General features: G+C 58.6%; 13 protein-coding genes and 1 pseudogene. 12 read left to right on the top strand and 2 right to left on the bottom strand.

Features of this window, described 5'->3' with window-relative positions; all coding sequences use genetic code 11:
• The first annotated feature begins 16 nt into the window (after nucleotides 1-16).
• The 8 genes and pseudogenes from ACOOHD_RS13180 (at nucleotide 17) to ACOOHD_RS13145 (ending at nucleotide 6,345) form a co-directional block, all read left to right on the top strand.
• Nucleotides 17-610 carry a Fic family protein gene (locus ACOOHD_RS13180; RefSeq protein WP_420458348.1) on the top strand — a complete coding sequence of 198 codons (594 nt, stop codon included), beginning with the start codon at nucleotides 17-19 and terminating at the stop codon, nucleotides 608-610.
• Nucleotides 611-627: 17 nt separating this feature from the next.
• Nucleotides 628-1,056 (top strand): helix-turn-helix domain-containing protein, encoded by a 429-nt coding sequence (locus ACOOHD_RS13175; RefSeq protein ID WP_420458347.1) that lies wholly within the window; start codon nucleotides 628-630, stop codon nucleotides 1,054-1,056.
• 25 nt (nucleotides 1,057-1,081) lie between these two features.
• Nucleotides 1,082-1,660, top strand: a pseudogene (locus tag ACOOHD_RS13170) (IS630 family transposase); the annotation flags it as partial.
• A 2-nt stretch (nucleotides 1,661-1,662) separates the two neighbouring features.
• Nucleotides 1,663-2,163, top strand: coding sequence for a Fic family protein (locus ACOOHD_RS13165; protein ID WP_420458346.1), 501 nt, complete (start codon nucleotides 1,663-1,665; stop codon nucleotides 2,161-2,163).
• Between the two features lie 282 nt (nucleotides 2,164-2,445).
• A complete protein-coding gene (locus tag ACOOHD_RS13160) occupies nucleotides 2,446-2,640 on the top strand; it encodes a cold-shock protein (RefSeq protein ID WP_420458345.1) in 195 nt (64 codons plus the stop codon).
• 98 nt (nucleotides 2,641-2,738) lie between these two features.
• On the top strand, nucleotides 2,739-3,596 hold the full coding sequence (locus ACOOHD_RS13155; RefSeq protein ID WP_420458344.1) for a sugar phosphate isomerase/epimerase family protein: 858 nt from the start codon (nucleotides 2,739-2,741) through the stop codon (nucleotides 3,594-3,596).
• A 1-nt stretch (nucleotide 3,597) separates the two neighbouring features.
• On the top strand, nucleotides 3,598-4,923 hold the full coding sequence (locus ACOOHD_RS13150) for a hypothetical protein (RefSeq protein WP_420458343.1): 1,326 nt from the start codon (nucleotides 3,598-3,600) through the stop codon (nucleotides 4,921-4,923).
• Between the two features lie 9 nt (nucleotides 4,924-4,932).
• Nucleotides 4,933-6,345 (top strand): alkaline phosphatase D family protein, encoded by a 1,413-nt coding sequence (locus ACOOHD_RS13145; RefSeq protein ID WP_420458342.1) that lies wholly within the window; start codon nucleotides 4,933-4,935, stop codon nucleotides 6,343-6,345.
• On the opposite strand, the gene ACOOHD_RS13140 is transcribed toward ACOOHD_RS13145, so the two are convergent.
• Complete coding sequence (locus tag ACOOHD_RS13140; RefSeq protein WP_420458341.1) at nucleotides 6,290-7,816, bottom strand: S41 family peptidase; 1,527 nt, start codon at nucleotides 7,814-7,816, stop codon at nucleotides 6,290-6,292. The genes ACOOHD_RS13145 and ACOOHD_RS13140 overlap by 56 nt on opposite strands.
• Before the next feature lie 161 nt (nucleotides 7,817-7,977).
• Here ACOOHD_RS13140 and ACOOHD_RS13135 point away from each other — a divergent pair, with 161 nt between their 5' ends.
• Nucleotides 7,978-8,427 carry an energy transducer TonB gene (locus tag ACOOHD_RS13135; protein WP_420458340.1) on the top strand — a complete coding sequence of 150 codons (450 nt, stop codon included), beginning with the start codon at nucleotides 7,978-7,980 and terminating at the stop codon, nucleotides 8,425-8,427.
• 15 nt (nucleotides 8,428-8,442) lie between these two features.
• On the opposite strand, the gene ACOOHD_RS13130 is transcribed toward ACOOHD_RS13135, so the two are convergent.
• Entirely contained in the window at nucleotides 8,443-9,585 is a 1,143-nt protein-coding gene (locus ACOOHD_RS13130; RefSeq protein ID WP_420458339.1) for an ATP-binding protein, read from the bottom strand.
• A 430-nt stretch (nucleotides 9,586-10,015) separates the two neighbouring features.
• Here ACOOHD_RS13130 and ACOOHD_RS13125 point away from each other — a divergent pair, with 430 nt between their 5' ends.
• The 3 genes from ACOOHD_RS13125 to purH all read left to right on the top strand — a co-directional run bounded on the left by ACOOHD_RS13125 (nucleotide 10,016) and on the right by purH (nucleotide 14,311).
• On the top strand, nucleotides 10,016-11,650 hold the full coding sequence (locus ACOOHD_RS13125; protein ID WP_420458338.1) for an ABC-F family ATP-binding cassette domain-containing protein: 1,635 nt from the start codon (nucleotides 10,016-10,018) through the stop codon (nucleotides 11,648-11,650).
• Nucleotides 11,651-11,932: 282 nt separating this feature from the next.
• Entirely contained in the window at nucleotides 11,933-12,682 is a 750-nt protein-coding gene (locus tag ACOOHD_RS13120; protein ID WP_420458337.1) for a hypothetical protein, read from the top strand.
• Nucleotides 12,683-12,784: 102 nt separating this feature from the next.
• Entirely contained in the window at nucleotides 12,785-14,311 is a 1,527-nt protein-coding gene (gene purH / locus ACOOHD_RS13115; RefSeq protein WP_420458336.1) for a bifunctional phosphoribosylaminoimidazolecarboxamide formyltransferase/IMP cyclohydrolase, read from the top strand.
• Nucleotides 14,312-14,342 lie beyond the last annotated feature (31 nt).

Below are 14,342 nucleotides of genomic sequence, written 5' to 3'. Positions count from 1 at the left end.
ATACAAAAGCGCATAAGTGGAGACCAAGCTAACTTTAGACTTCAAGACAAGTCAGGCGATCATTAGAAAGGTAGGCTTTGTCGATTCGTTCAAGGGGAAGTGGCGCGGACTGGGTGGGTCAGAGTCTATCTACCTAAAGGAGCTCAAGCAAATAGCTACCATAGAGTCTATCGGGTCGAGTACGCGCATAGAGGGCGCGACGATGACGAATGATGAGGTAAAGGACTTCATCCGCTCCATCAAAATCACCTCGTTCAAGTCTCGGGACGAGCAAGAAGTTTTTGGCTACTACGAGGTGCTAAGCCTGATCCTAGAAAGCTACCGGAACATACCCCTCACCGAAAACAACATTCACCAGCTACACAAGCTTCTGCTCAAAGAAAGTAGCAAGGATAGCCACCACCGGGGCAACTACAAGAAGCTATCGAATAAGGTAGTAGCTAACTATCCGGGCGGCCACCAGAAAGTGATCTTCGCGACGACCAGCCCCCACCTGGTTGCCGTAGAGATGACCGCGCTCGTTGACTGGACTAGCAGGAACCTGGCTGAGGGCGAACTGCATCCACTGATCGTCATTGCCACGGTAAGTAGTCAGACAGATTTAGTTTAACTTTCCTACTTTGTGGCATGAATGTACGCCACATCACGCTAAGCGAGGAAGAGCACGCTGCCCTACTGCAGGGGTGGAAAACCGGCAAACGGCACCCCTTCCGCTCACGCTGCAACATGATTCTACTCAGCGGTCAGGGCTACAATGCCACCGAGATTGCCGCCCTGGAGGGGGTAAGCCGTCAGACGGTAGCCAGCTGGCTTAACCGCTACGAGGCGGGGGGGATCGCCGCGCTACACACCGTCAAGGGTCAGGGTAGGCATCCCATCGTGCGCCACGACAACCAGCCCGTCATCGATAAAATCGAAGAGTTGGTCGAGCGGTATCCCCAAAAGGTTGATCAGGCCCTGGCCGAGATTGAAACCCTTACGGGCAAACCCATGTCCAAGAAGACGTTGCAGCGCATCCTAAAAAAACGGCTGGCGGTGGAAGCGCTTCCGCCGTAGCACGGCCAAGCGGCCGGCGGCGGCCGAAGTAGTTGCGCAGGCCAGGGAAGCCCTTAAGGCCCTGTTTGCCCTAGCCCTGTTAAACGAAATCGACCTGCGGTTTGCCGATGAGAGTGCCTTTTGCTTACAGCCCAACGTGCCCTACGGCTGGATCCGGGTGGGAGAGCAGCACGGCATCAGCAGCAGCAAAGCTGGCAAGATCAATGTACTCGGACTACTGAACTACCGGGGCGCACTGACTAGCTACACCACTCGAGGTCGCGTCGATAGCGCTCAAGTCATCGAATGGATGGATGACTTTGCCGCTTCGATCCAGCAACCCACCGTAGTGGTCATCGACAATGCCCCCTGGCATACCTCGGCGGCCATCACGGCAAAGATCGCCGAGTGGAAGGCCCGAGGGTTGGAGCTGTTCTTTCTGCCCCCTTACTGTCCTCATCTCAACATTATCGAAACGCTGTGGCGCAAGATGAAGCACGAATGGTTACGGCCGCAGGACTTCAACAGTGAGGCTGAGCTGCACCAGCGGATTGAGGCCATCCTGGACGGGTACGGGAAGGGGCTGTTCAACATCAACTTCAGTATAGATCAAATGTTAGTATAAATTTGTCTGACTACTTAGTTTACGAGTTTCTTTCCATTCACCCCTATCAGGACGGGAACGGCCGCATGTCCCGCCTACTGACCACCTTACTGTTACTACAGAATGGCTACGATTTTATGGAGTATTCCTCCATGGAATACGAGATTGAAAAGCGGAAGGCGGAGTACTACAGGGTCCTGATGGATACGCAAAAGCACCGGGGAAAGAATCAGGAGCTGTTGGGTAATTGGCTATTGTTCTTCCTGGACTGCCTCGAAAAGTGCATCCTGAAACTGGAAGATCAGTACACAAAGATCAGGAATAAAAAAGGATACCTAAATACTCGCCAAGTTGAAGTTATCGAGTTCATCAAACGTAGTCAACCGGTCAAAATGAATGACCTGATCGACCATCTACCGCAGTATACATCCTACACGCTGAGAAAGGACGTGAAGTACCTGGTCGACGAGCGGTACCTAACAAAGATCGGTCGGGGAAAGGCAACCATTTATGAGGTAGCCTGAATGATGCATTACCGTACCCTCCAGTGTAGAATTCTCACCCTAGGCAACTGCGGAGCCGGTAAGCCCACCTCGACCCACCATCCCTACCAGCCCGAGACATACCACCGCGAACCCGTTGCTAGCAGCCGCTCCACAAACCCCAGCACCCGCGACCCCGCCCAACCACACGTCAAAACAAATAAACCGGAGAGAAAGAACATCCCCCCACCCGGCCCGGTTATATCCAGCACGGCAAAGGCGTCAAGGTGACGCCCGGCCGTGCAATCGTGTAAAAACACACCCATGAGTAACGGTACAGTAAAGTTCTTCAACACCGCCAAGGGATTTGGCTTCATCACGCCGGACGATGGCGGGAAGGACGTCTTCGTGCACATCAACGACCTCAACGAGGGCACTATCGCCGAGGGCGATAAGGTCTCCTACGAGGTCGAGGAAGGCAAGAAGGGATTAAACGCAGTGAATGTGACGGTGCTCTAGTAGCCCCCACGGTAGAACCTCCGAAAAGGCAAGGCCCGGCGACCCGTTCGCTGGGCTTTGTCTATTTTAGGGGGTGCCGAACAAGTTCACCGCCGCCTATGAAGACGCTGTATCTCCTGGTTATCGTTTTAGTTGGACTGACCCTGCCCGCTCAGTCGGTACCCGAGATCGGGGTCGTGCAGAAACTCGAAAACGATAGCCTGCTGCACGCTGCCGGTTTTCAGCTCCTCGTGGAAGGCACGCCCACATTACTTTCACCGCGCACGGTCACGGAGGAGCAGTTTCAACATTCCCTAGCTACCCTCCGTAATCTGCGGGTGCCGGTGTACGCCTGTAACCTGTTCCTGCCCGGCGACCTGAAGGTGGTGGGACCGGAGGTGAACGAGGCCGCCGTACTGGGCTACGTGGATACCGTGCTGCGCCGGGCCCACGAGGCCGGGCTTACGCTCATCACCTGGGGCAGCAGCAGCTCGCGCCGGGTGCCGGAGGGATTCGATCGCGGGCGGGCGCGGGAGCAGTTTATCACCATGGCCCGCCGGGTCGCGGAGGTAGCCGCACACTACGATGTCCTCCTCGCCCTTGAAAACCTGAACCGCACGGAGGCCAATTTCATCAACAGCGTACCGGAGGCCCTGGATATCGTGAAGGCCGTCGACCACCCCAACTTCCGGCTCTGCGTGGATATCTACCACATGCTCGTGGACGGCGATCCGGCCACCGACATCACCGGCGTGGGTGCGTACGCGGTGTACTGCGAGCTGGCCGAGGGGAAGGGCCGCACGCCGCCCGGGGTGCAGGGGGTGGACTTTACCCCCTACCTGGCCGCGCTGAAGCAGGAAAGGTATACGGGCAAAGTCGTCGTCGAGTGCCGCTGGGAGAATCTGGCGGAGCAGGGGGCGGAGGCGTACGGGGCGCTGCTGGGCCAGGTTCGGGCGGTATACAAGAACAGGGATTGATATGCTCACCCGTCGTCACTTTCTTCGTACCACCGCGCCGGCCGCTACGCTTGTCCTACCCATGAGCGTTGCACCCGCGCCGCGCCGCCCCGGTAAGGATTTTTTCCGGTTACGGCTACGCGATCATCGGTGGGAGCTGCTCAGTCCGGCGGGCCAGCCTACCCTACTACGTGGCGTAAATCATTACGGAGATGGTGCGCACATGCCCTGGAACCTTACCGCTGCCTACGGCGATGCCGCACATTGGCGGCGGCAACTACGCGATCGTATGCGGGCCTGGGGCTTCAACTACCTACCCCCGTCGGTAGGCCCCTCGGCCATCGACCCCCGGGCCAATCCCGCAGTAGAGCAGCTGGTGACGCGTACCCCGGAATGGCCGGCCGCTCACTACGCCGCCCTCGATTTTCCCTTTACCATCTTTCTGGAAGTACCCAAGCAGTACATGTCGGGCGAGGGCATGGGGGACGTATTCTCCGAGGAGTTCGCCCGCCAGCTCGATGCCCGCTGCCGCGAGGTGTGCCTGCCGCTGCGCGACAACCCCTACCTGATCGGCTACCACTTCTGCCACAACCCTCCCTGGCACCCCCAGAGCCCGAGCTTCGACCAGTGGATCGAACAGCACACCCAGCCGGGCAGCGCCGGCCTGGCCGAGTGGGTCCGCCTCATGCAGCGAGTGTACGGGACCATCGACCGCTGGCGCGAAACGTACGGCCTGCCGATCCGGTCGTGGGACGATATACTGACCCTGCAGCAACCACTGCGTGGCTTCGTCAATTACGCACGGCACCTGGAGGATAGGGTCGCCTTCATGCGGCGTATCTGTGAGCGGTGGTACCGCAGCTACCACGACACCATTCGCCGCTACGACCCCAATCACCTACTGCTGGGCGACCGCAATACACTGCACCTGCAACCCCTGCCCGCCTACGCCATCCAGACCATGCAAAGCTACGTCGACGTGCTCTCGGTAAATGTGATGGGGCCGCCGGCCACCGTCTACGGCGTGCTCGAACAGGTGACCCGCCACTGGGACGGCCCCCTGCACCTCAGCGATACTGGCGGCGGCGTCTACACTCCCGGCGTACAAAAATCGGCCTACCAGGCCCGCGATCTGACCGAGTTCGAGGAAATCTACGGGGGGCTGGTGCGCATGACGGTCGAGCACCCCCAGCTCATCGGCTTCGGCTGGTGTGGCTACTACGACACCCCGGCCCCGGGTGCCCGCAGCGGGTTGGTGGACGTGCGCACGGATGAACCGCTGGCGGATACCCTAGGCGTAGCAAGGAAGTGGAATGGCTGGATGGAAGAGAACTACCCCACGAAATAATCTACCTGCATGCTTCGTTACCTGCCCCTTATCGTTTTGCTGACCGTTTGGGTAGGGTCCGCTGCCGGCCAGGCGGCAAGCCGCCCGGATAGCGTCTACTTCACCAGCGGCATCAAGATCGGTGAGGTGAGCGATACCGGCGCGGTACTGCTCGTACGACTTACCCGGTACCCGCGGCCCCGCCCGATCGTTCATGAACGCAGGGCCCCGCCCTACCGCGCCCCGCTCGACTTTGATGGCACAATGCCCGTAGCCGAAATGGACGGTCACGTCGCCGGCGCGCCGGGCGAGGTAAAAATCGTGCTGAGTACCCCCGGGCATGCCGACTCGCTGGACTGGGCCTACGTATCCCCCCTTCACGACTACCTGCTCAAGCACCGCTTTACTGACCTACGGCCGGAAAGCAATTACCGAGTGAGCATTCACGGACGTTCCGCGCCGGATGGGCCGGTGACTGTTCTGAGCGCCAGTTTCACGACCGCGCCGCCGGCGGATCGGGCTGCACCGGTGACCTTCGTGGCCTCTTCCTGCCAGTATTTCTGGGACTACGACGATCCCGTGCGGGGGTTTAAGAGCTACGACGCGATGGCACGGTTGGATCCCGACTTTATGTGCCAGACGGGCGACTACGTTTATTACGACAAGGGCGGCCCGCTGAGCTACGACGCCGCCACGGCCCGCCATAAGTGGGGTGCCATCAATGCCTGGCCGTCATTGGTAGCGTTTTACGCCCGCGTACCTCTCTATCTACAAAAAGACGACCACGACCTGCTAAGTGACGACGCCTCGCCGCACAGTCCGCCCTACGGAAAGATCACCTACGCCGACGGGCTGGAGATCTGGCGCGAACAGGCCCCCCTCACCGGCCGTCCCTACCGGCGTACACGCTGGGGCAAGGATCTGGAGATCTGGTTCCTGGAGGTCCGCGAGTACCGCAGCGCGAGCGACGCCCCCGACGGACCGGATAAAACCATCCTCGGACTAGCGCAGAAGCGCTGGCTGGAAAGCACCCTGGCCACTTCCGACGCCAGCTTTAAGCTCATCATGTCGCCCACGCCCATCATCGGCCCCGATCGGGAAAGCAAACGCGACAACCACGCCAACCGCTCCTTCAGCTACGAGGGTCGTTGGCTGCGCGAGTTGCTGGCGGGCCACGATAACGTCATCGTAGTGAACGGCGACCGCCACTGGCAGTACGTCTCCCGCGATGCCGCCACCGGCCTGCTGGAGGTCTCCATGGGGGCCATCAGCGATGCACACGCCGATGGCTGGCCGCCCGGCGAACGGCGCCCCGAGCACGAGTTCCTGCGGGTAGGGGGTGGGTTTCTATCGGTAGAGGTGAAGCGGGAGGCGGGGGAGCCGCGTATTACCTTTCGGCACCATGATGTGGAGGGGGGGGTGGTGCATGTGGTGGGGTTTTGAGGGCCGGATGACGAGTAATTACTCCCGCCCTACTCTTCCCACACCTCCCGTACGTAATCGACCCACCGCCACTTAGATACCTCCCGGTCGATAAAGAAGTCCGGCTGAATACCCACCCCGTCGATAGTAAAATCCGGAATCCGCAGGCTACGGGTGAGGGAGTAGCCCAGCTGGTAATCACCGCACGGCGAGAGCACAAAATGCATGTTGGAAATATCCAGCACCCCAAAGGTCGACTGCCCAAAAGCTTCACCTTCTGGCTCTGTTTGGCGGCCAGCAGGAACTCCTCGTCCGTGCTGCCGTTGCCGCCATCGATGAGGATGGCTACGCGGGCAGGGTAGGGGTAGACGGTATCGAAGGTAGTCGTATCCTGCCGCCCGCCGTCCAGGTTGACGAACTCGCCGAGGTGCTGTGACAGGGTATCGTAGCCCCGGAGCGCCCAGGCCTTCGTCTCCGCGTCGATGCCGTAGGCCGTGGGGTCATTGGCAAAATCGAGCATCCGCTGGTTGTTGGCGGGGGTGGAGTAGAACTCCGTATTGGTGGTGTAGATGAGATTGGTATAGAGGATAGGTAGGAGCTCGGCGAAGCTCTGGTCACTGCCCCCCGTTCCGCTGTGAATGTCCAAAATCAGGGTTTCGGTGCGGAGTATTTCCGCTCGGTGCGCGGCGATCACGCTATCTATCTCCACCTTTTTGTGCTGATCGAAGCTAGGAATCCGTAAGTATACCGTCTGATCGTCGATGCGTTCGAACAGCGGCACCTCCGTTTCGCTGGCGCGTAGGTATAGATCGAGCGTTGGATCATCTTCCCCCCGGGGCGTCTCGCGCTGTAGCGTCACCCAGTCGGCGACTAGATAATTGTTCCCAACGGGAGTGGGTGCGTGCACGTACCGCGCACTATGATCCTGCATATAGTAAGTCAGCATCGTATCCAGATCGAACTCCAGCTTGATTTGTCCGGGTATCCAGTACAGGCTATCGGCGCTGAGGATAGCACCCACGTAGCGGTCGTCCATTTTCTTGATGCCAAGGCGGTAATCCCCGGTTACCCATACTCCTTCGTAGGGATGGTCAGAATCCAGGGAAGCTTCAAATTCGTCCACCGGTACCTCGATCCGCTTCCAGTCAGCGTAGCGGCTACGGATCTCCTCGTCCGTGGCGGGTGGGGCATCCCTCTGGGTATTTTGCTGCTGTACCTGACTGATCGACACGTGTCCCGGCCGGAACCAGGTAAGCCATTCGTAGATCGCCTGGGTACAGCCGTTCGCTTCGCTTATGGTATCGATGGCCGTGCGGGTTTTCTCCGTCATCGCATCGTAGGCCTGCTGCCCCTTCCGGTCGATGGCGTAGGCAAAGCCCGCATCGTTTTCCTCAAAGGTCTTTTTTACCCAGGCGAAGGTGGCGGGGCAGTCGCAGTCGGTTTGGGGGGTGAGGAGTAAGGGCAAGAGGGTGAGCAGCAGCAGTACTTTCATGCAGCTAAAATAGGGGCGGGGACGCAGGTGCGGTATCTACTGGGGGGGGGTGTAACAACCATTCGGAAACCATACATAAACGTTCGGAAAGAGCCGTAGAGCGGAAGCGCTCCGATACCCGGTATTTCCGATCGAATCGAATACCAACAAATACCTCCGCGATGAACTACTTCCTCCTTTTCTCTCTCTTGCTCGTTTCCTCCGCCGCCTTCGCTCAATCTGGTGACCTCGCCCGGGCGGACACCGAGCAGTGGCAAGCGACCACGACCACCAGAACCACCGCGGCTGCCGTAGCGTACTCCACCACCGCACTAGACCGGGAGCCCGCCCTTACCGGCGAGCAACCCGACGTCGCCCAGTGGCTAGCCAGCCGCGTCCGCTACCCGGAGCTGGCTGCGGATTACGCCGTAGAGGGCGAGGTGATCGTACGCTATCTGGTACACCCCGACGGGCGGATGACCGACGTCAGTATCCTACAAAGCGTGGGCTACGGATGCGATAGCGCCGTATTAAAGGCCCTCGCTAAGCTTCCCCGGTGGACACCCGCCCGCAAGGGAGGCCAGGCCGTGGCTACCTGGTGCGAAACGCCGGTCAACTTTAGTCTGCGGTAGGGCGGGATGTACCGTCTAGCCCCATTTTTTGATCCAGTCAGCAAGATTATCCCGGTGAATGACCTCGAACGAAGCATTGGGGTAGGCTTTACGCCACGCTACGGGTTCCTTAGCTTTTTTTGTAGGGCTCCATTTGAACTCATAGGCATGGAGTTGTCCACTGCGGTCCTCTACCCAGTCGATCTCCTGTTGGTCATAGGTACGCCAGAAGTAGTTGTAACTTAGCATACGATGGTAGGACTGATACTTTAACCGCTCGGAGATGGCGTAGTTCTCCCACAGCGCGCCTACATCTTGTCGGATAGCTATAGCATTGAAGTTGCCGGTCAGGGTGTTGCGGATGCCGTTGTCGTAGAAATACCACCGCTTGTTTTTGACGATCTCCTTGCGGAGGTTGCGACTGAAGCCGCCCACCTGGTGAATGATGAATACTTTGGAAAGTAGATCGAGGTAACGCTCTACCGTATTCTTGTCCATGCCGAGCTGCCTACCTAGTTCTGAGTAAGATACTTCGGCGCCGACTTGAAAGGCGAGTAAGCGAAGCAGGGCTAAAATTTTATCGCTGTTACGGATACCCTCAAAAGCAAGAATATCTTTCAGCAGATAAGTGCTTACCAGTTCTTGAAGGTAAAACTGGCGCTCGTCGTCCGAGGGAAGTTGTAACAATTCCGGGTAATTTCCGAAGACTAGACGGTGGCGAAGATGATCCTCCGCATTGAGTCGGCTATCCACCTGAGTAAGCTCATGCTCAGATAGCGAAAACAGGCGGAACGTATACTTACGCCCAGTCAGAGGTTCCCCCATTCGATTCTCTATATCGTAGGCCGAGGAACCGGTTGCTAGGATACGTAGTCCATCGATCTCATCTATCATCAGTTTTAGTACCCGCCCGATGTCCGGCACCTTCTGAGCCTCATCGATCACCAATACCCTGCTTCCGTCTAGTAAGGAGAGGTAGTTTTCTACCGTCCGACGTTCGAGTAAACGAACGGTATTAGCCGATTCCCCATTAAGTAACACATAGGGTTCCTCTAACTCACTTACGAGTTGACTGATAAGTACCGTTTTGCCGACACGCCGGGGTCCCAGTAGTAGAATTACCTTATTAGGCCTAAGGTAATTACGAAGGGTAGGAAGTTGCTGACGTTCTAAAAGCATGTATTCGGCGATTGTAAAGGCCAAATTTAGCTAAATTCGGTGAATGCGTTCACTGAATTTTCAATTATGCCTTGTGCCCAATTCCAGCTTGGTTTATCCACCAACTCATCCTTCTGCCAGCGGAGGCTATCGTTAGATTGCGCCAGCAGTCCGCCGGCCGGCAGGGCCGGCAGCAACGTAACGAACAGGCCGTCCAGCCGTGTCAGTGAGTGTGAAAGTAGATCCGCTTTTCATTCCAGTTCCTCGGTCGGGGCCAAGTCCAACAGGTGCAGAGGTATTGAATCCTTCGAAGTTCCCTGCACCTGCAGCCCCGCCCCACCCATAGCGCAGCCAGAGGCTGCATTTTTCTGCCGCTGCCGGAGGCAGCATTGTACTCGCCAACCTCCCCCATCCCAATCTCGTTACCTTTGCATCCCTAAAAATCTATGATATGCTATCGGTAAACGACCTCACCGTCCAGTTCGGTAAGCGGGTGCTCTTCAATGAGGTGAACCTGAATTTCGTGCGCGGCAACTGCTACGGCATCATCGGCGCCAACGGAGCGGGTAAATCGACCTTTCTAAAGGTACTCTCCGGCGAGCTGGCCCCCAACCGCGGCAACGCCAGTCTAGAACCCGGCAACCGCATGGCGGTGCTGAGCCAGAACCACTTCGGCTACGAGGATAAGGTGGTGCTGGAAGTGGTCAAGATGGGCTACGAAGAGCTCTATGCCATCGAGCAGGAGAAGAACGCCATTTACATGAACCCCGATGCTACCGACGCCGACGGCATGCGCGCCGCCGAGCTCGAAAACCAATACGGGGAGATGGGCGGCTGGACGGCCGACTCCGACGCTGCCGAGCTGCTCTCCAACATGGGCATCGCCGAGGACCTCCACTATAAGGAGATGGCCGAACTCACCGGCCCCGAAAAGGTGAAGGTGCTACTGGCCCAGGCCCTGTTCGGTAACCCCGATATCCTGCTGCTCGACGAGCCGACGAACGACCTCGACGCCCAGACCGTGCACTGGCTGGCCGACTTCCTGGCCGACTTCCCCAACACCGTGATCGTCGTGAGCCACGACCGCTACTTCCTCGACATGGTGTGTACTCACATCGTCGATATTGACCGCCAGCAGGCTACCATCTATACCGGCAATTACAGCTTCTGGTACCAGTCCTCGCAACTGGCCATGCAGCAAGCCCAGAACAAGAACAAGAAGATGGAGCAGAAGCGCGCCGAGATGATGGAGTTCATCCAGCGCTTCAGTGCCAACGCGAGTAAGTCCAAGCAGGCCACCAGCCGCAAAAAGGCCCTCGATAAGCTCAACCTGGAGGAGATCAAGCCCAGCAGCCGCCGCTACCCCTTCATCGCCTTCCAGCCCGAGCGGGAGCCTGGCGACCAGATCCTGAAGGTGACGAACCTGAGCAAGAAGTCCATCGACGGCGGTATGCTCTTCGCGAACGTCAGCTTCACCATGAACAGCCCCGACAAGATCGCCCTGGTGAGCCTGGACTCCGCCGCCCTCACCGCCTTCTACGAGGTGCTGGCCGGTATCACCCAGCCCGACAGCGGCAGTATCGAGTGGGGCCAAACCATCACCCCCCAGTACCTCCCCAACGAGAACAACGACTACTTCACCGAGCAGGTCGGCCAGCTCGATCTGGTGGAGTGGTTGCGGCAGTACTCCCAAAACAAGGACGAGCAGTTCATCCGCGGCTTCCTGGGCCGCATGCTCTTCGGTGGCGAGGAGGTGCACAAGAACGTGAGCGTCCTCTCCGGAGGCGAAAAGGTCCGCTGCATGATGTCGAAGGCCATGCTCAACCACCCCAACTTCCTGCTCCTCGACGAGCCCACCAACCACCTCGACCTGGAATCCATCACCGCCCTCAACAATGCCCTACGTGACTTTAAGGGCAACCTCATCATGAGCAGCCACGACCACGAGCTGGTACAGACCGTAGCCAACCGCATTATCGAGATCGGCCCGGGCGGTATGGTCGACAGCCTGCTGAGCTATGAGGAGTTTTTGGAGTCTGAGGCGGTGGGGGTTAAGCGGGAGGGGATCTATGAGCTGGTCAGTTGATTTACGATTTATGATGTACGACGTACGATTTACGATGTGTGTGGCAGCTCGCTTCGCTCGTCGGCACGTAACAGCGGCAGCACGAGCGCAGCGAGCATCCCCACCAAATCAAAAATCGTACGTCGTAAATCGTAAATCATCTTCTCCCATTTCTTAGCCATAGACTGGTCAGCCAGAAACAAGCCCAGCCCCGCCAAACCCACTAAAGACGCCATCTGGCTCGCCGAGGCCGCCGCCACCGGGCCCCTACAAACCCACTACTTCCGTACCCGCCACGCCTGCGTGACCTACCTGGAGCAGCGGTTGGTAGCGTTGCGCCACGAGCGGCTACTGGTCGGCTGGGATTTCGCCTTCGGCTATCCCGAGGGGTTTGCTGAGGCGCTAGAACTAAAGGATAAACCCACCTGGCGGGCCGTGTGGGACCACCTGGCTACCCTCATTCACGACCATCCCGACAATAGCAACAACCGCTTTCAGGTCGGCGCTCAGCTCAACAAACGTATCGGTGCTCCTGCCGGACCCTTCTGGGGTGTGCCGGTGGGGCAGGGAAGTAGGCACCTCGGCCCCAAACGCAACTTTGACTACCCCGTACTTGCCCAAGAAGTGCTCCTCCCCGAACGTCGCCTGGTCGATACCCTTCACCCCCGCATGCAGCCCGCCTGGAAGCTGGCCTATACGGGCAGTGTGGGCTCGCAGTCGCTACTCGGCATTCCTATTCTGCGCCGGCTGCGCGATCATCCTGAACTCACGCAGGTATCCGGCATATGGCCGTTCGAGACAGGGGGCGGGGGCGCAGGTGCAAAGAAAATCGTACACGCCGAGATTTATCCCAGCATGTTATCACGGCCCGGCCTCGACGCTATCCCCGATCGGGAGCAGGTCAATACTTACGTGGCGTGGCTACAGGCGCGGCAGCGGATGGGGGAGCTGCAGGGGTTATTGGAGCGGCCGTGGGGGAACGATGCAGCAGTGCACCGGCAAGTTACTGAGCACGAAGGGTGGATATTGGGGGTAAACCGTTGGACGCTTTAAAAGCGTCCAACGGTTAGTACAGCGTCCAACGGTTAGTTCCTGCGTATCTTTGCGCCCCTCAAACCAACCAGCCCCGGAAACGCCGGGGCGTACCCATCGCGTATGACGACACGCAAGATTAACTCCGCCCTGGTATCGGTCTACCACAAGGAGGGCCTCGGCCCCATCGTGGACGGGCTAGATAAGCTGGGCGTCACGATATATAGCACGGGGGGTACCGAGACCTTTATCCGCGACCGCGGCATCGACGTCATCCCCGTAGAGGAGCTGACCGGCTACCCCTCCATTCTCGACGGGCGGGTCAAGACCCTCCACCCCAAGGTACACGGCGGCATCCTGGCGAAGCGCGAGGAGGAGCACCTGCTACAACTCGATCAACTCGAGATCCCCCAGATCGATCTGGTGGTCGTCGACCTCTACCCCTTCGAGGAAACCGTAGCCAATACCGAAGAAGAAGAGCTCATCATCGAAAAGATCGACATCGGGGGCATCGCCCTCATTCGGGCCGCGGCTAAAAACTACCGCGATGTACTCATCGTGCCCAGCCGGGAGGACTACACCACCCTGCAGGACATTATCGACAAGAAGGGAGGCGTGAGCGAACTCACCGAGCGCCGCAAGCTGGCCCGCCGCGCCTTTGCCATCAGCAGCCACTACGATACGGCTATTTTTACCTACTTTAACGAGGACGGCGAGCTACCGGTCTTTAAGCGGAGCGAGATGAAGGCCACCGCCCTCCGCTACGGTGAGAACCCCCACCAGGAGGCCACCTTCTACGGCCGCCTCACCGAGATGTTCACGAAGCTCAACGGCAAGGAACTGAGCTTCAATAATCTGGTTGATATCGACGCCGCCGTCGGCCTGATGAGGGAGTTCGAGGAGGCCGACCCTACCTTCATCATCCTCAAGCACACCAATGCCTGCGGCGTAGCCGTACGGCCCACCCAGCTGGAAGCCTGGAAGGCGGCCCTGGCCGGCGATCCGGTCTCGGCCTTTGGAGGTATCCTGATCACCAATCGGCCCCTGGAGCTCACCACCGCCCAGGAGATCGATAAGTTGTTTTACGAGGTGCTCATCGCGCCCGACTTCACCGACTCCGCCCTGGAGCTGCTGAGCAAGAAGAAAAACCGCGTCCTGCTACAGTACCACCACCTACAGCAGCAGCCCCTAAGCTTTAGGAGCCTGCTCAACGGGGTCATCGTGCAGGATACCGACCTACAGACCGAGGGAGCCGACCAGTTCAAAACCGTCACCGAGCGGCAGCCCACCGGTGCGGAGACGGCCGACCTGGTCTTTGCCGGCAAATGTGCAAAACACCTGAAGAGCAACACCATCGCCCTGGTACACAACAACCAGCTCATCGGCATGGGCTGCGGACAGACCAGCCGCGTAGATGCCCTGAGACAGGCCATTACCAAGGCCCAGAACTTTGGGTTCAGTCTGGAGGGGGCCGTGATGGCCTCCGATGCTTTCTTCCCCTTCAGTGACTGCGTGGAGATTGCCGCCGCGGCCGGGATTACCGCCATCGTACAGCCCGGGGGCTCTATCCGTGATGAAGACAGTATTGCCGCAGCAAATGCCGGAGAAGTAGCCATGGTCACCACGGGCGTTCGGCACTTCAAGCACTAGGCCAACTAGCTGGCTGCGAATTTAACGTCCG

Source organism: Neolewinella sp., assembly GCF_965214665.1.
Taxonomy (GTDB): domain Bacteria; phylum Bacteroidota; class Bacteroidia; order Chitinophagales; family Saprospiraceae; genus Neolewinella.
Note: the sequence above shows the minus strand (reverse complement) of the source record. Positions and strands in the feature narration are given on the sequence as shown.

Coding starts and splice junctions, on each gene's coding strand:
- ACOOHD_RS13130 (WP_420458339.1), bottom strand. CDS start 9,585: ATGCTTTTAGAACGTCAGCAACTTCCTACCCTTCGTAATTACCTTAGG.
- ACOOHD_RS13140 (WP_420458341.1), bottom strand. CDS start 7,816: ATGAAAGTACTGCTGCTGCTCACCCTCTTGCCCTTACTCCTCACCCCC.
- ACOOHD_RS13160 (WP_420458345.1), top strand. CDS start 2,446: ATGAGTAACGGTACAGTAAAGTTCTTCAACACCGCCAAGGGATTTGGC.
- purH (WP_420458336.1), top strand. CDS start 12,785: ATGACGACACGCAAGATTAACTCCGCCCTGGTATCGGTCTACCACAAG.
- ACOOHD_RS13135 (WP_420458340.1), top strand. CDS start 7,978: ATGAACTACTTCCTCCTTTTCTCTCTCTTGCTCGTTTCCTCCGCCGCC.
- ACOOHD_RS13125 (WP_420458338.1), top strand. CDS start 10,016: ATGCTATCGGTAAACGACCTCACCGTCCAGTTCGGTAAGCGGGTGCTC.
- ACOOHD_RS13155 (WP_420458344.1), top strand. CDS start 2,739: ATGAAGACGCTGTATCTCCTGGTTATCGTTTTAGTTGGACTGACCCTG.
- ACOOHD_RS13175 (WP_420458347.1), top strand. CDS start 628: ATGAATGTACGCCACATCACGCTAAGCGAGGAAGAGCACGCTGCCCTA.
- ACOOHD_RS13145 (WP_420458342.1), top strand. CDS start 4,933: ATGCTTCGTTACCTGCCCCTTATCGTTTTGCTGACCGTTTGGGTAGGG.
- ACOOHD_RS13150 (WP_420458343.1), top strand. CDS start 3,598: ATGCTCACCCGTCGTCACTTTCTTCGTACCACCGCGCCGGCCGCTACG.